General features: G+C 57.0%; 12 protein-coding genes. All 12 read right to left on the minus strand.

Annotation, left to right across the window (positions count from 1 at the left end; translation table 11 throughout):
- Positions 1-463: 463 nt before the first annotated feature.
- Positions 464-3,226, minus strand: a complete 2,763-nt coding sequence (gene ppc / locus PAB09_RS07350; protein WP_271033062.1) for a phosphoenolpyruvate carboxylase — start codon at positions 3,224-3,226, stop codon at positions 464-466.
- A gap of 177 nt (positions 3,227-3,403) precedes the next feature.
- Entirely contained in the window at positions 3,404-4,180 is a 777-nt protein-coding gene (gene tpiA, locus PAB09_RS07355; protein ID WP_271033063.1) for a triose-phosphate isomerase, read from the minus strand.
- A 170-nt stretch (positions 4,181-4,350) separates the two neighbouring features.
- Complete coding sequence (locus PAB09_RS07360) at positions 4,351-5,565, minus strand: phosphoglycerate kinase (RefSeq protein ID WP_271033064.1); 1,215 nt, start codon at positions 5,563-5,565, stop codon at positions 4,351-4,353.
- Positions 5,566-5,803: 238 nt separating this feature from the next.
- The gene (gene gap, locus PAB09_RS07365) at positions 5,804-6,808 is read right to left on the minus strand and encodes a type I glyceraldehyde-3-phosphate dehydrogenase (protein ID WP_271033065.1); all 1,005 of its coding nucleotides are present in this window, start codon (positions 6,806-6,808) and stop codon (positions 5,804-5,806) included.
- Between the two features lie 683 nt (positions 6,809-7,491).
- Positions 7,492-8,478, minus strand: a complete 987-nt coding sequence (whiA, locus tag PAB09_RS07370) for a DNA-binding protein WhiA (RefSeq protein ID WP_442873651.1) — start codon at positions 8,476-8,478, stop codon at positions 7,492-7,494.
- Positions 8,479-8,621: 143 nt separating this feature from the next.
- Entirely contained in the window at positions 8,622-9,674 is a 1,053-nt protein-coding gene (locus tag PAB09_RS07375) for a gluconeogenesis factor YvcK family protein (RefSeq protein ID WP_442873652.1), read from the minus strand.
- A 410-nt stretch (positions 9,675-10,084) separates the two neighbouring features.
- Positions 10,085-10,984, minus strand: a complete 900-nt coding sequence (gene rapZ, locus PAB09_RS07380) for an RNase adapter RapZ (RefSeq protein ID WP_271033066.1) — start codon at positions 10,982-10,984, stop codon at positions 10,085-10,087.
- 277 nt (positions 10,985-11,261) lie between these two features.
- A complete protein-coding gene (gene uvrC / locus PAB09_RS07385) occupies positions 11,262-13,415 on the minus strand; it encodes an excinuclease ABC subunit UvrC (RefSeq protein WP_271033067.1) in 2,154 nt (717 codons plus the stop codon).
- 386 nt (positions 13,416-13,801) lie between these two features.
- Positions 13,802-14,326 carry a PH domain-containing protein gene (locus PAB09_RS07390; RefSeq protein ID WP_271035325.1) on the minus strand — a complete coding sequence of 175 codons (525 nt, stop codon included), beginning with the start codon at positions 14,324-14,326 and terminating at the stop codon, positions 13,802-13,804.
- Positions 14,327-14,565: 239 nt separating this feature from the next.
- Positions 14,566-15,033, minus strand: a complete 468-nt coding sequence (gene ribH / locus PAB09_RS07395) for a 6,7-dimethyl-8-ribityllumazine synthase (RefSeq protein ID WP_271033068.1) — start codon at positions 15,031-15,033, stop codon at positions 14,566-14,568.
- 146 nt (positions 15,034-15,179) lie between these two features.
- Positions 15,180-16,451 carry a bifunctional 3,4-dihydroxy-2-butanone-4-phosphate synthase/GTP cyclohydrolase II gene (locus tag PAB09_RS07400; protein ID WP_271033069.1) on the minus strand — a complete coding sequence of 424 codons (1,272 nt, stop codon included), beginning with the start codon at positions 16,449-16,451 and terminating at the stop codon, positions 15,180-15,182.
- 308 nt (positions 16,452-16,759) lie between these two features.
- Positions 16,760-17,353: a riboflavin synthase gene (locus tag PAB09_RS07405; RefSeq protein WP_271033070.1), complete on the minus strand. Its 594-nt coding sequence runs from the start codon at positions 17,351-17,353 to the stop codon at positions 16,760-16,762.
- Between the last annotated feature and the right edge of the window lie 88 nt (positions 17,354-17,441).

A 17,441-nucleotide genomic window follows, 5' to 3' on the forward strand; every position in this document is an offset into this window, starting at 1 on the left:
AGCCACAAAAATGAGGACTGTGCGCATGCGCAGCATAACGAAGGAAATTATACACGATATCAATCCCACGCTTAGCCACCGGCAGTGTGTTTGACCAGCGCGTCGTGGTTATTCGTATCGTGGTCTCCGTTATTCCTGAGAAAGTCACGGTAGTTATTTACTTCAGTCACTCATGACTACACGTACCATCTCTTCTTTTATTGTCCGTCTCACAATAGGCAGCAGCGTGGTGTGTGGTTGGGTTGCGCACCGTAGGCGTCGGTCAGCGTGACCAACGCAAAGAAGACCCCACGCGGTAAGCTTTCATCCTCTTCACGGCCGTGGGGTCATTAGCCTTGGCGCACCCACGTTTTTCGCAGATGTGTCTTGCATTCGGCTACCAAGTCAAACGCCGTTGCCCATCGAAGCCAGGATTGTCTAGGTATAGGACACGTGGTGTCCTCGATGGGCTCGGGCGTGTTGTCTAGCCAGAATTGCGCAAAGCTGTGGCAAGCCCGTTCATGGTAAGACGGATGCCATATCCGACGTTTTCGGCTGCATTGCCTTCGCGGTATTTCTTGAGAAGTTGCCACTGGATGGCGTTGAGCGGAAGCAAATAGGGGAAACGCGATCGCACTGAACGCTCGAGCAATGGGTTGTCATCGAGTAGACCGGTATGACCCGTGATAAGGGCATACATATGCTTGGTCAGCTCAAATTCCGCCGCGATCGTGTCGTAGATACGACAAGCCGCAGCCTCATCAGTGACCAATTGTGAGTAGAACTGGGCCACGGACATCTCCGCCTTGCTCATCACCTGCGCCATATTCGAAAGCACCGAATTGAAAAATGGCCAGTTCCGGTTGAGCTCTTGAAGCTTCGCCAAACGGGTTTCGCGTTCATCCGTCCCCAACCACTGATCAAAGGCGGTACCCATTCCGAACCAGCCCGGCAACATCACACGCGACTGCGACCAGCTCAACACCCACGGGATCGCACGCAGATCCGACAAGGAGGACGTCTGTTTTCGAGACGACGGGCGCGAGCCGATATTCAGCGAACCGATCTCAGCCAGTGGCGTCGACCCAGTGAAATAGGCGATAAACCCAGGGTCATCGTGAGCTAAAGCTGTGTACTTGGCTTTGCTGAGGTCGGAGATCTCTTGCATGATCGAGTAAGCCTCTTCATGGTGGGAGCCCAGATCATCCACATTAAGCAAGGTAGCTTCAATGGTCGCGGCAACGAGGGCCTCAAGATTGCGCTGTGCGGAGGCCTCCGAGCCATACTTCGCGGAAATGATTTCGCCCTGCTCGGTGATGCGGATCGTGGCATTGACGGCTCCGCTAGGCTGAGCCAACACGGCCTCATAGGAGGGGCCACCGCCACGGCCGACGGTGCCGCCACGCCCGTGGAAGAGGCGGATGTCGATGCCATTGGCCCTAGAAAGCTTCACCAATTCGGTCTCAGCGGCATACAAGGCCCAGTTCGCCGCAAAGTATCCGCCGTCCTTGTTGGAATCCGAATAACCCAGCATTACTTCCTGAAGATCCCCACGCTGCGCTAGGTAGTCCCGGTACAGCGGAATCTCCCATAGTTCGGCCAGAATTCCTGCGCCTGCGCCCAGATCCTCGATGGTCTCGAACAAAGGCGCCACATCCATCGCGCCGACGAGGTGTCCATCGAGAGCCTCAATCAGCCCAAATTCCTTGAGCAAGATCATTGGCTCGAGGATGTCGGAGACGCTTTCCGCCATGGAGATGATGGTGTGCGGGATCATGCGTGGACCAAACTTGGCCACCGCTTCCCCTGCCGCGCGGAAGATATTGAGCTCACGCACTGTGGCCTCATCAAAGCCTTCCCATTTCTGTCCCAACAAAGGGCGCGGGCTAGCCAGTTCGCGCAGCAGCACCTCGCGCTTTTCGTGCTCGTCCAATCCACGATAGTTGTCGCTGACTTTGGCGGCAGCGAAGACCTCGGTGAGCACGTCCTCGAAGGACTCGGAGTTTTGCCGAAGATCCAGTGAGTACAGATGGAATCCAAAAGACGACGCCGCGGCGCGCAAGGCAGCGAGGCGATCGTCGGCGATAAGCTCGTCGTGGGATGCCCGAAGGGAGGTATCGATGACATCGAGATCTGCGAGGAAATCCTTGGAACTGGCGTAAGGCTCGTGCTCCAGGAACCAGGTTCCCACGACAGCGTCGGGGCTGATTTTGTCCGCTAGCGTCGCCATGATACGCCCGCGCAAACCATGAACCGCCCGCCGATAAGGTTCATCCACGCGACCGGGGATATCGTTTCGCCCTTTCGCAGCCAGCGCTAAGAGCTCGTCGGTGACAGTGGTCATGCGATCGGAAAGGCTAAGCTCGTGTTCGAGCTCATGAAGCTCGTCGACATAATAGGACAAGACGGTCTCCGCCGCGCGGTGGGTAGCATAGTTGAGCGTCTCTGCGGTGACGTAAGGATTGCCGTCATGATCGCCGCCGATCCAGGAACCAGGCTTGATTACGACATTATCCACCTCGTCCACGCCGAACCGGTCACCTAGTTCTTGGGTGACCCGGCGGTTGATTTCCGGAATTGCTTTGAGCAAGCTGAGCTTGTAGTAGCGCAAGCCCACTTCCACCTCATCCTTAATCGTCGGACGCGCCACACGGATGAGCGCTGTCTGCCACAATACAGCTAACCACCTCCGCATTTGCTTATCGACGTCCGCCAAGCGCTTTTCCGTCAGCGCGTTCGGTGCTGCCTCAAGCACTGCACGTCGCTGCGCCAAAAGCGCGGACATGTGTTCTTGGACATCGAAGACCGTACGGCGACGAGTCTCCGTCGGGTGCGCCGTCAAAACCGGAGCAACTTCGGCCTTGCGGGCAAAGTCGGCGATGGAGGCTTCGGGGACGTGGGCGTCGGCAAGCTTGGCCCACGTAGCTTCCAGCGAAGAATCTGCTGGCGGGGCGCCTTGTTCCAACAGCGCTTGGGCATGCGTTGCATCGTGCATATCCTCGACCACATTGGCCAATAGCGCGAAGTGATTGAATGCGCGAACCACTGGGATCGCTTCCGCGGGGGTCATATCCTCGATGGAGGAAAACAGCTCTTCCATAGTGGCTTGGCCCTTGGCCACCTGGAAGGACTTGCGCCGAATGTTTTCCACCCGATTGAACACCTCCTCCCCTTCTTGCTCGGCGATAATGGCACCGAGAAGGGCGCCTACATAGCGGATGTCCTCGACTAATGGATCATTGGACATAGATTAGTTCCTTCGGTCGTGGTGGGAACACTTAAAAACAAGTTCAAAGACGCTCGCCGCCCGTCGACGAAGCGCGGGCGGCGAGCGTTTTGCTACAGGTGGTGACAATCGCCACTTAAGGCGCGAGCCTTTAAGCCATGGCCACCACTGAACATAATCAAGGTTGACAGCTAGATATTAGATTCCTGCGGCGTTACGCGCCAGCGTTGCGAAAGCCTCGCCATCGAGGGAGGCGCCGCCGACCAAGCCGCCGTCAACATCTTCCTGGCCAACGATCTCGGCAACCGTTTCGGCCTTGACGGAGCCACCGTAGAGGATGCGAATGCCAGCTGCGGTGTCTTCATCGGAGATCTCGGCGATGAGCTTACGGATGGCGGCGCAGACCTCTTGCGCGTCAGCTGCAGATGCAACCTTTCCGGTACCAATTGCCCACACCGGCTCATACGCAATGACAGTGTTGGTGAGATCCTCGGTGGACAAACCAGCCAAGGAAGCACGGGTCTGATCAACCACGTACTGGACGTGGGTGCCAGCCTCGCGAATCTCCAGTGGCTCACCGACGCATACGATCGGGTGCATGCCCTTGCCCAGCGCCGCCTTTGCCTTGGCAGCAACAAGCTCATCGGTCTCGCCGTGATACTCGCGACGCTCGGAGTGGCCAACGACTACCCACGTGCAGCCCAGCTGAGCCAGCATCTCGGCTGAAATCTCACCAGTGTAAGCACCGGACTCGTGGACGGAGACGTCTTGCGCACCATAGGTGATCGGCAGCTTGTCTCCGTCAACGATGGTCTGCACGGAGCGAAGATCGGTGAACGGAACGGTAACCGCAACGTCGACCGCCTCGGTGGCATCCTTCGGCAGTGCGAAAGCGAGCTTTTGAACGGTGGCGATGGCCTGCTTGTGGTCCAGGTTCATCTTCCAGTTACCAGCAATAAGTGGCTTACGTGCCATAAGTGGGGTTTCCTTTCGAGGAGGCGACGGAGCGAGAAAGTTTATAGGCGGTGTTTTTGACGAATTGGCTGTGCTGATAGTCGTGCCAATCTCAGCGCACACCGCGCAAGCGGAGGAAACGAGGTGAGCTCAGGAATTGAATGAGCTTACCTTCGGTTAGTTTGGGCCGATTAGGACTCGAGGACCTTCACGCCCGGCAGCTCCTTGCCCTCGAGGTATTCTAGGGAAGCGCCACCACCGGTGGAGATGTGGCTGAAGCCGTTCTCGTCGAGGCCAAGCAGGCGCACGGCTGCGGCCGAGTCGCCGCCACCGACGACAGAGAAAGCACCATCGGCAGTTGCCTTGATGATGGCTTCTGCAACACCGCGGGTGCCGTTGGAGAATGCTTCGAACTCGAACACGCCCATGGGGCCGTTCCAGAATACGGTCTTGGCGGTGCCGAGGACCTCGGCGAACTTCTCAACGGTCTTTGGTCCGACATCGAGGGACATCCAGCCCTCTGGGATTCCGTCGAGTTCCACTACCTTGTTTTCAGCGTCTGCGCCGAACTCGACTGCAGCAACTAGGTCGACCGGGAGAACCAGCTTGTCGCCGTAGGTGGCCAGCAGCTCCTTGCACTTGTCGATCTGCTCTTCCTGAAGCAGCGACTTCTGCACATTGATGCCCTGAGCAGCGAGGAAGGTGTAGCACATGCCACCGCCGATGATGAGCTTGTCGGCCTTCTCAGCCAGGGCTTCGATGACGCCAAGCTTGTCGGAGACCTTGGCGCCACCGAGAACGACCACATACGGGCGCTCCGGATTCTCGACGACCTTCTTCAGGACGTCGATTTCCTTCTGAACGAGGGTGCCTGCGTAGTGCGGCAAACGCTGAGCTACGTCAAAGACGGAGGCCTGGGCACGGTGCACGACGCCGAAGCCGTCGGACACAAAGGCACCATTCTCAGCGGCAAGGGCGACGAGCTGATCGGCGAACTCACCGCGCTCTGCTGCATCCTTGCTGGTCTCACGCGGATCGAAGCGGACGTTTTCGAGCAGGAGGACATCACCATCGTTGAGGCCATTGGCACGCTCGTGAGCATCCTCACCGACGACGTCACCCGCGAGAGCGACGTACTGGCCAAGCGCCTCGGACAAAGCCTCAGCCACCGGAGCCAACGAGTACTTCTCGTTAACTTCGCCCTTTGGGCGACCCAGGTGAGCCATAAGGATCACTCGAGCGCCACCTTCGACCAGAGCCTTGATGGTTGGCAGGGAAGCGTTGATACGGCCGGGGTCTGTGATCTCACGATCCTCGTTCAACGGAACGTTGAAGTCCGAGCGAACCAACACATGGCGTCCCTCAACGCCCTCGTTGAGCAAATCCTGAAGAGACTTTACGGTCATGTTTTCTCCATCCTGGGTATGGTGTAGCGCTAGGCGTTTCTACAATCGACGACTACCCGCTTTTTTGCAGGCTACGGAGCCGGTGGCGCACAGGCGCTTGATGATTGTTCGTACATTAGGTGTACATATGAAATTTTAAAGCTAAAAGTAATGGTCCGGGGTGCGTACGCGAGGTACACACCCCGGACCACAGGGTTAGCCGGGTGCAATCGGTCACAACCGGCCTGTCACCTCGAAATTAGAGGCGCTCGCCGACGTACTCGGTGAGGGTAACCAGCTGGTTGGAGTAACCCCACTCGTTGTCGTACCAGGAAACGACCTTAACCTGGTTGCCGATCACCTTGGTCAGGCCAGCGTCGAAGATGGAAGGACGAGGATCGGTGACGATGTCGGTGGAGACGATCGGGTCCTCGGTGTAGCCCAGGATGCCCTTGAGCTCGCCTTCAGCAGCAGCCTTGATAGCAGCGTTGACAGCTTCGACGGTAACCGGCTTCTTGGCGTTGAAGGTCAGGTCGGTCGCGGAGCCGGTGATAACTGGAACGCGGAGTGCGTAGCCATCGAGCAGACCCTTGAGCTGAGGCAGTACCAAAGCGACGGCCTTTGCAGCGCCGGTGGAGGTAGGAACGATGTTCTGTGCAGCGGCACGGGCGCGGCGCAGGTCGCGGTGCGGTGCATCGTGCAGACGCTGGTCACCGGTGTATGCGTGAACGGTGGTCATGAGGCCATTCTCGATACCGAAAGCCTCGTCCAAAACCTTAGCCATCGGAGCCAAGCAGTTGGTGGTGCAGGAAGCGTTGGAGATGATGTTGTGCTTCGCTGGGTCGTAGTCGGTGTGGTTAACACCCACAACGAAGGTTGCGTCTTCGTTCTTAGCAGGAGCGGAGATGATGACCTTCTTTGCGCCGGCCTCGATGTGAGCTGCAGCAGCGGTTGCATCGGTGAAGAAGCCAGTGGACTCAACTACGATGTCTACGCCCCACTCGCCCCACTTGAGGTTCTTCGGGTCGCGCTCAGCGGAGACGATGATGCGGTGGCCATCAACGGTGATGGACTCATCGTCGTAGGAAACTTCCTTACCCAGACGACCCAGGATGGAATCGTACTTCAGCAAGTGAGCCAAGGTGTGGTTGTCAGTCAGATCGTTGACTGCAACGACCTCGATGTCGGAACCACGCTCGGTCAGGGCGCGGAAGAAGTTACGACCGATGCGGCCGAAGCCGTTGATGCCTACACGGATAGTCACAATAAGTCTCCTCGATAGAGAATGAACAAGATGGCGGCCGAGCGTTGAATTCGGTCCGGATATGTCCGGTTCTTTTTGCCGAATTGCTCGGCTCAACCTCAATTGCCAAGTGTAGCGACGAAAGCCCAAACGTGCAGAACATTTTTTGCTCAACAGATTTCGCAAAACCACATGGGCAACCAAATGGGTGAAAGTGTGAAACCGGCTACGACCTTAAAGAACGGTCGTCACGCTCACAATCCTCGCAAAAGAGACCATTACTCCCCCTAAATTGGTGAGTCAATAGGCCACAACCCACCTCTTATGATTCCGGTTGCACGCCCACCAAATTGCTAGTGAAGCTCGTCACAATATGCCCGAATGGGCACATTCACCTCACTTTCACACACAATTTGGCTCGAAATTGCTCTCAAACAACACAAATCAAACGAGAATACAACCAATCCAACAACTTGGTTTCGGACATTCCTACAACATGCCCACGGAAGTTGTAGGTACCAACAACAGAAATCGCATCCGCTACTCTCGTCGCATGAGCCACTGTGACTTCCACTCAATCTGAGGATGGACCGACGCCGGGAAGCCCAAGTGTCAGGGGTTCGATGAACGCGGCGAAAGTTTTCCATGCAGAAGAAAAGACCCACACCCAGGATGGTGCAGGTCTCGTCAGTTTCCAGCGGTGGTCACATTTCGTCGAGGATGTCCTCGTTCACAGCGACGTTCGTGTCTGGGATTCCGAGCTCTTGCGCTCGTTTATCTGCCATGGACAGCAAACGCCTAATGCGGCCTGCCACAGCGTCTTTCGTCATCTGCGGGTCAGCTAGGCGTCCTAATTCCTCCAGTGAGGCCTGCCTGTGCTGAACTCGCAGCTGCCCTGCCTCGGCCAAATGGTCTGGTACGTCATCGCCAAGAATAGTCATCGCACGTTCCACCCGTGCGGCGGCCGCGACAGCCGCGCGCGCTGACCGGCGCAGATTGGCATCATCAAAATTGGCGAGACGATTGCCACTCGGGCGAGTTTCTCGTTGTTCCCGCTTCAAGTCCCATTGAATACGGGTCGCGTGCGCACCCATGCGGGAAAGCAATGCCCCCACGGCATCGCCGTCGCGAATCGTAACCTTCTCCACGCCACGGGTTTCTTTCGTCTTTGCGCTAATCCCTAGCCGCCTAGCGCAACCGACCAATGCGAGTGAAGCTTCCGGGCACGGACAAGCTATCTCCAGCCCTGAGGTGCGACCCGGGTCAGAAAGCTGGCCGGCTGCTAAAAATGCACCGCGCCAAGCTGCCTCAGCGTCGGCGATGGTGCCAGAAATAATTTGTGGTGGCAATCCAATGACCTGATGTCCCGAGCGAGTCACTAGGCCTAGCCGTCGAAGAATAGTGTCCGCGTTTTTGGTAATACGCAACAAATGGCGCTGCGACTTTCTCGACGCAGAGATTCCGAGATCCATGACGTGGACGTCTGTATCAAATAGCTCACGAATCTCGCTAGCCACCCGGGTAGCCACGGATTTATTGTCGAGCTCAATCTCAATCACCAAGCTTCCAGCGATGACGTCGAGCGAGCCTGCAAAGCGGATAATGGCAGCAAGTTCGGCATCCCGGGCAGATCCCTTATTCACCGATTGCCTGGCCAGTTCTTCCTTGACTTGCGTCGAGAGCATTGTCACGCCCATCGTCTTTGATACCCGCTCTCCCATTGCCTATTGCGATCTCACAGTGGACCTCAACACCCCGCCCAAGGGTGTTTTCTTCGAAAGAAAAATTGTACCGCACTGGTTCAAACCAATAACTCGCGGCCAAACGGACAGTCTTACAATTGAATTCGACGTGCCTTTTGACATTCATAGGCCAAAGCGGTCGCAAGCTTTGCCGGGTCGTGGCGGTCAGTGAGTAACCCTTTGCCATCATCTTGACGCAGGTCATGAAAAGCGACGGTAGCACCCAAAAGCATTGCTGCGCGCTCGAGATACTGGCGATCACTTTGGTTGGGCATCGCATAGCTGTCCGCTAGGATGAGATTCACTTTTAACCCCTGCGCATGCTGGCTGAGCATGTGAATATGGCGTTCCGCACTAAAACCAGAGGTCTCCCCCGGTTCCGCGGTGAGATTGAGGATGACCACCTTGAATCCTTCGGAGGCGTTGATCGCATCGACTACCCCCGGTACCAAGAGATGTGGGATCACGCTGGAGAACCAACTGCCGGGGCCGAGCGTAATAAGGTCGGCCTCATTGATTGCTTCGATGACTTCCCTGCAGGGCTTCGGATTCTCGGGGTATAGCTTGACTCGGCGTACTTGTCCAATCGTCGAGGCAACAGCGACTTGCCCGCGCACCTCACGCATGATGCGCGGGTCGGAATCGAGACCCGCCACATCGGCTGCAATGTCTAACGGATCATCGCAAACAGGTAGCACCCTTCCTTCAGCCTGTACCAACTTAGCCACGACATCAAGGGCTTTTACCTCATCCTTGAGAACCTCGTACAGGCCTGCGATGAGCAGGTTGCCTGCGGCATGTCCTGCCAATGCGCCGTGCCCACCGAAACGGTGTTGGAGAACGGCCTCCCACATCTTCCCGTCTTCGTCACGAGGAGTGAGCGCCGCGAGTGCCATGCGCAGATCTCCCGGCGGCACATGGCCAAGTTCTCGGCGAATGCGACCCGATGAACCACCGTCATCGGCCACTGTAACCACCGCAGTAATCTTCTCGGAGGGAATCTGACGCACTGCCCGCAACGTTTGGAATAACCCATGTCCACCGCCAAGGCTCACGATGCTTCCCAGAGGTTTTTCTTCGAGTGCACCTGTGTATGCTGGGGGAACTTCGGGGTTCGTCATCTCGGACTTCGAATCTTCGCTCATTGTCTGTTTTTTCCAGTCCGCGCCCACTAGCTGCGCGGTAGTGATATGTGTGTGAAAGATTATGGCGCAATCGGCTGTGTGCCACCGAACTCGGCAGCATCCCAACCTAGCAGCCAGAAAAGCCATTGAGTACTTCTTGCACTGTGCCATCCACCAAACTTGGACATTTAACAGTACATGAGAGCACTCTAAGAACCGCTACTTCTTATTTAGCGTAGTAAAAAAGCACATTTCTTTTTTGGCCAGCTCTTTGTCGGTTCCTGCCACCCGCCAGATGGTGTCCTAGGTCAATTGTGACAATCGTACAACCACGAAACTGGACTCTCCTATCTGCAAGGACGGGCAAGAAAACGGGGAATTTCGATTATCCAGCCCTGTTTCCCGATACCTCCTTTGTGGGGGAACCCACATCAGTTCCGAGTGATATCTCTGTGTACCACTGACACGTCGAGCACATTCGTTTCACGCAGTCGTCGACCGAGTTCCTCCACGATAGCCACCGAACGATGGTGTCCCCCAGTACAGCCAATGGAAACAGTGATGAACTTCTTGCCCTCATGTTTAAAGCCTGACAGCATCCCCGTGAACATTGCCATGAAGTTATTGAGGAAATCCTGGGCGCTGTCGTTGGAAAGGACGTAATCGGAGACTTGGCGATCCACCCCGCGGAAGGGCCGTAGCTCTGGAACCCAGAAGGGATTCGGCAGGAATCGCACATCGATCATCAGGTCGGTATCGCGCGGGGTGCCGTGTTTGAAACCGAAAGACTGCACCGTAACGTGCATAAGCTTGCTGGCGATCGAGGAAAAATTCTGCTCAATCGCTCGGCGCAGGTCATGCACAGAAAGGTCGGAGGAATCGATGACAACATCCGCGCTTTCCCGAAGTCCAGCCATGATTTCGCGTTCGCGACGAATACCTACGATGAGCGTGCTTTGTCCCTGCAATGGGTGTATGCGACGCAAGTTATCAAAACGCTTGATGAGCACGTCATCGCGTGCGTCCATGAACAAGACGATGGGCTTGAGCCCCTTGCGACCTAGGGCAAAGATCACGTCCTCGAGCGAGCCCGCGTACTCCATAGAGCGCACATCGGAAACGACTGCGATCTTCTTTTTTAACAGCTCATTTTCCGCGTTGTTCTCAACGAATTCGAGAACATAGTTCGGCGGCAGGTTTTGGATGACAAACCAGCCCATGTCTTCTAAGACGCGCGCGGCAGAGCTCAAACCGGCGCCTGAAAGACCAGTAATCAGTACCGGCGGGATGGCAGGTTTGGAATGGGTATCGCCGTGCAAGTCATGATTCATAGTTGCGATTCTAACCAAATATGGTGGGTTTGCGCCCGTCGTTGCGTCTGCATTGAAAACAACGATCCGGATGACTGGTGTTCACCCTCCTCGTCGGCAAGCAATACAACCTGTTCCGAAATCTCGCCCAAACCGTCGACCAGCGCAGGCGTTGCACAAGGCACGAATCGGGGCAACGCGCCGAAACGTGCCACGCCTCGAATACGCCAGGCATGTGCTTGCCGACGCCAGCACGGCAAACCTGCCTGGCCATAATCTAGCCGGGGCAAGAACAAGCTTAAGACTCGTTGGAGTCTCGTTGGCTTTCCTGCGCGGTATATTTGGTACCGTTCTCTGGGTGCAAGGCCGCATAGACGTCTGTGGCAAGACCTGCTCCGAACCCTTTGACCTGCTGGATTTCTTCCACCGATGCCTCCTTCAGCTTCTTGACCGAACCAAAGTGCTTGACCAATGCTGTGCGACGCGAGGGGCCGAGCCCTTTCACAGAGTCCAACTCCGACTGGCGCATGCGCTTGGATCTTTGCTGACGGTGGAAGGTGATGGCGAAGCGGTGTGCCTCGTCGCGGATGTGCTGGAACAAGTAGAGCGCCTGCGAATTGCGCGGAAAAATGAGCGGATCCTCCTCCCCCGGCAACCAAATCTCCTCCAAGCGCTTTGCGATGCCGATCAGGACAACATCGTTGACGCCTAGCTCGTCGAGGACTTCGGCGGCACCATTCACCTGTGGTTGTCCGCCGTCGACAATGAACAATTGCGGCGGGTACGCAAACCTCTTCTTTTCCGCTGGGTTGCCTTCACCCTGCTCATCGTCGAAGGTGGATTCCTCGTCGATGCTTGATTCCGGCACCGCAAGCTTGTCTTCTTGATAGCGGGCGAAACGCCGTCGGGTGACCTCGGCGATGGAGGCCACGTCGTTGGAATGCCCATCGCCCGCGGCCTCTTTGATTTTGTAGCGGCGATAGTCCGACTTCTTGGGCAAACCATCCTCGAAAACGACGAGGGAGGCAACGACATCGGTGCCCTGAATATGGGAAATGTCGGTGCATTCGATGCGCAACGGGGCCTCGTCCATGTCCAAGGCCTCTTGGATCTCTTTGAGCGCCTGGGAGCGTGTGGTCAAATCCCCCACTCGCTTCAGTTTGTGCTGACGCAATGCCTCCACCGCGTTCTTGTACACAGTTTCAGCCAACGTCTTCTTATCCCCACGTTGAGGGCTGCGCACGCTTAACTGCGCCCCGCGGATAGCGCTGAGCGCCTGCTCCAGTTGGGAGGTCTTACCCTCAAAGTCGTAAATGAGCACCTCCTTGGGGACCACCTTGTCGGCACCGCGCGTCGCAAGGCGCGCATCTGTTCCCATGGGCGCCTGCTCGGAATGCGAATAGCGATCCACGCCGCGGCGTTGATTGGCCAAGCCCGCTGCCGTGCCAGCCGCCTCCTGTCCCATGCGGTGGGTATCCTCGCTGACTCGGGTGGATTTCTCCTGTTCTACCGCATCGGAGTAGAAGGAGACGAGGAAGTTTGCCACCAAGTCATTCATGGCGGAGTCGGAGTTGTCGACGAGTTCCACCACCCAGCCACGCTGGCCCCGGATACGCCCGGAGCGGACATGGAATAGCTGGATGGAGGCTTCCAATTCATCAGCTGCTACCGCGATGAAGTCCGCATCGGTGCCGTCACCTAGCACGACTGCTTGCTGCTGCGTGATCTTGCGGATCGCCTCAAGGTCATCGCGGTAGCGGGCTGCGTTTTCGAAGTCCAGCTCCTCGGCGGCGGTGTTCATCTTTGCCGTAATCTCTCGCACGACGGGGTCAACGTGGCCGGACATAAACGAGACGAAACCATCGACAATTTCCCGATGATCCTCGAGGCTGATCCTTCCTACGCAGGGGGCCGAGCACTTATCGATGTAGCCCAAAAGGCAGGGACGGCCGAGCTGTTCGTGTCGGTGATAGACACCTTTCGAACACGTGCGCATGGGGAACACGCGCACAGCGAGGTCGAGGGTTTCTCGCACAGCCCAGGCATGGGAATAGGGCCCGAAATAGCGGATGCCCTTGCGTTGCGGGCCACGGTAGAAGAAGGCCCTGGGCACGTCTTCACGCACGGATACTGCCAAGACTGGATAGGTCTTATCGTCGCGGTATTTGACGTTGAACTTGGGGTCAAACTTCTTGATCCACGTGTATTCAAGCTGCAGCGCTTCCACCTCGGAGCCCACGACCGTCCATTCCACGCTTGCCGCGGTCGTGACCATTTGGCGGGTGCGCGGGTGAAGCACGGAAAGGTCCTGGAAGTAGTTGGACAGGCGGGATCGCAAGTTGATCGCCTTGCCCACATAGATGACCTGTCCGTATTCATCGCGGAACTTGTACACGCCGGGCGTGGTGGGAATGGTACCCGGCGCTGGCCGGTAAGTGGTGGGATCAGCCACGAATGAAGATCCTTTGCGTCAATATTTTGGGGGGGATCGGATAGGGAGTCAAGCAACGCAGTTCGGTGCGGTTTGCTCGCCCACACCTGGCTGGAACTCAGTGTGGTGGGTGTGCTCGTCGGCAGTGACCAGCGCCCGAGATTCCTCCGGTTCTCCTTGCCTTTGCACAATGCCACGGGAAACGTACAACTGTAATTTTTGCTTGCCGACGCCTAACGGTGCGGTTACCCCATCCCGATACTAGAACTATTACGTGCCTGCCACCCCTTAGGCTACGTCTTGAGCGAGCTCAGCGAGCGGAAAACACAACCCCCGTAGGCCAGTGGGGCACTGTCTGCGGGGGTTGGATTCAAAGGTACTGCCGGGAAATCGTTACGGGAAGGAGTCTAGTCTTCCGGCATGTACTTACCCTCAAGCTCGCGGAATTTATCCACCGCTTTCACGGTCTCCATGCCGTCGGCGGACTGAAGAGCCCAGAGCGGCACATACTCGAACTCCGGCAGCTCCAATCGCGCCATGCGCGCGCCCTCCGGGAAATTAAGCCCGTAGATGACCGTCCACGGATAAAACTGGCTTCCGAGGAAGTTTCGGACATCGACGCCATCGGAATTTGCGCGCACGCGTGGACGGGATAAGCCGATATAGAAGATGGCGGCAAAGATGATACCTACGAGGAAATATCCCCACTGATCGGCGATGGTCAATCCGGTGCCTGTGTCACCGACGGTGACGATAAGAGCTAGGAAGACATGCAGCGCCACTGTTACCAACGCCAGCACCCAGGCCCACATCTTCATGCGACGGCTTTCCACTACGAGTTCCCAGGGCTTATCGGTGGTCAAGGCAGCATCGGCGGCCACGTAGCCCAAGATCTCATTGTCGCTCAGCGTAGGGTGATTCTTCTCGTCCATCTGAATTCTAATTCCTGGGGATTCGTATGTGGGTGGCACCGATGCATCCACCGGCACCAACAGTGAGGTAATCATAGCCAGCTCAGCCATGAGTTGAGAGACTGTGCACCACAAAAATGCGGTGCGAGTGCTTCCCGAAAATCCTACGCCGACAACGGTGGTAGAAGAAAGTTCGATCCTACCTCCGGATGACCAACGTACCCATGACCGGGGCGCCTCGGCTTCCGGGCGTCCTTTTTTCAGGAGAGCTCTCGAAGCAGCAAAGCGGTATGCAAGGCGGCGGTCATTGCCTCAGCACCCTTATCCTCGACCGAATTGGGAAAACCAGCACGATCACGGGCCTGCTGTTCGTCGTTGGTGGTCAGCACGCCGTTTCCGATGGGTTTGCCCGTATCCAAAGCGATGCGGGTAAGCCCTTGGGTAACGGAGTCACACACATAATCGAAGTGCGGGGTACCACCGCGGACGACGCACCCCAAAGCAACGACAGCATCGCAGGACTGTGCGAGCTTTTGAACAACCACCGGGAGTTCTAAAGCCCCGACGACCCGGCACTCCACGACCTCAGCACCAGCCTCTCTCGCGGTGGCGATAGCGCTTTCGTGGAGGTTATTACAGATGTCTTCATTCCACATGCTGCTGACTACTCCGACACGCAGACCCTTTGCCTGAATGTCATCGACCTGTGGCAGTCCCTCTTTGCTCATGACTTCCTCCCCGAAACTTTGACCATTTCTCAAACCCATTCCGATGATGGGCTTAATGCAGTTGTGCAAGTTTGTGCTTTAACGTGGACGATGGCGTGGCGGAGTCCCTGCCGCCTCCACCACCTTCCTGACGAAGCGATCCCTGTTTAGGCCTTGACCGCATGCTCCGCGTCATAGGCCGCTACCCAAGGCAGCACATGATTCATGCGGTCACGCTTGGTGCGTAGGTAGTTGACATTATCGGCCGTTACTTCGACCTCAACCGGAACGCGCTCCGTCACGGGAACGCCAAAGCTGTTGAGCTCATCGATCTTTGCAGGATTGTTGCTCAGCAAGCGCACCGATGAAATACCCAGATCCTTGAGGATCTGCGCGGCAACGGAATACTCCCGGGCATCGACCGGGTGCCCCAGCTTCAGATTGGCATCGACGGTATCGTCACCCTCGTCTTGGAGGTGATAAGCCTGCAGCTTAGCTAGGATTCCAATGCCACGTCCTTCATGGCCGCGCATGTAGATAAGCACGCCACAGCCATTGTCCACGATCGCCTTGAGGCTGGTGTGGAGCTGGGGACCGCAATCACAACGTCGGGAAGCAAAGACATCCCCTGTCAGGCATTCGGAGTGCACGCGCACGAGGACCTCCTCCTTGCCCTGAGGATCGCCGTACACGAGAGCCACGTGCTCAATACCATTGACAAGGGAGCGATATCCGAAAGCGCGGAAGGTGCCGAACTCGGTCGGCAGCGTCGTTTCCGCACCCCGCTCTACCAAGACTTCGTGCACGAGCCGCCAGTGGCGCAGCTGCTCGATGCTGATGAGCTTAAGGTCATGCTCGTCGGCGAAACGGCGCAGCTCCGGCAAGCGCGCCATATCAGTCGGATCCTCCTCCGACACGACCTCGCAGAGCACACCCGCAGGGCGCAGCCCCGCGAGACGAGCAAGATCGACGGCCGCCTCGGTATGACCTTCGCGCACCAGCACGCCGCCTTCCTTCGCCCGTAGCGGCACAACATGACCAGGGCGAGTGAAATCCGCACGCACGGAATCAGGGTTTGCGAGCCTACGGATGGTTTCCGCGCGGGAACGGGCCGAAATACCAGTGGTTCCCGTGGCCGCATCGACGGTGACGGTATATGCGGTGTCGCGAGCATCCTCATTTTTTGAGGTCATCGGCGGCAGGCCCAAGCGATCGCAATCAGACTCGGTCAACGGCGCGCAAATATAACCGGAGGAATAACGAACCATAAAGGCCACCAGCTCGGGAGTGGCCTTTTCGGCGGCGAAGATGATGTCGCCCTCGTTCTCACGGTCTTCGCTATCGACAACCACCACGGCCTTCCCCGCGGCGATATCGGCGATGGCCTCATCTACTGAGTCCAAACGCACCTTTTCCGATGCCTGTTCTTCTCTAGTCACGGCTTTACACTCTACTTACTTGGGACATGACCACGAATGACCGGGGTCGTATTCCCTTTCTCTGATGGATTCGAAAGGGCACTTTGAATATCTTTTACACGAATTGGAAATGAAAACGGCAACAGCCGCATATGTCGCTTACGTCCGTCGCCTTGGGGCCGTCGGCAAGCCTGCAACAACCGCCAACAAAAACACGCTCTGCAAACGATTGCCAGCCTACGCCGCGCAGCGCCACCGTGGGCTCACAAGCGTCGCAGAGAGCCTATAAGGGGGCGACCCGCGAGCAGGTTGGGCGACACGTCCAACGCTTAAGAATTGTTGGCAAGCATCTTTTCGACATACTTGGCCACGACGTCTACTTCCACATTGACAGTGGCACCCACGGTCAGGCCACCGAGAATCGTCTCCGCCAATGTCGTAGGGATGAGCGAGACCTCAAACCAATCCTCCCCGATGGCGCTGACGGTCAAAGAGGTACCGCTAATCGCGATCGACCCCTTTTCTACCACGTAGCGGGCAAGCTCTGAGGGAAGCTTGAAGCGAAGCACATCCCAATGTTCACTGTGCTCACGGGACAACAAGGTGGTAACCCCATCGACGTGGCCTTGCATGATGTGCCCGCCCAGGCGTCCGGTTACCGGCATCGCCCGCTCCAAGTTGACCGGAGCGCCCACGACGAGCTCCCCTAATGCGGAGCGGTCGAGCGATTCTTGCATCACATCCGCCACGAAACCGGCATCATCGAATTCAATAACGGTCAGGCACACGCCGCTGACGCAAATGCTGTCACCGGCGTGTACATCAGAAACCACCTTGGTGGCGTTAACCCTCAGCCGGATGCTATCGCCAAGCTGCTCTATTCCGGCGACGGTTCCCAATTCCTCAACGATTCCTGTAAACATAACCCTTTTTCATTTCTGGTTTTTCTATTCTTAATCTATGACTTGGCACAAGGCCAGCACCGCTGCCTCCCGAGTTCTGCGAATCTCG

It is taken from the genome of Corynebacterium sp. SCR221107 (assembly GCF_027886475.1).
GTDB lineage: Bacteria > Actinomycetota > Actinomycetes > Mycobacteriales > Mycobacteriaceae > Corynebacterium.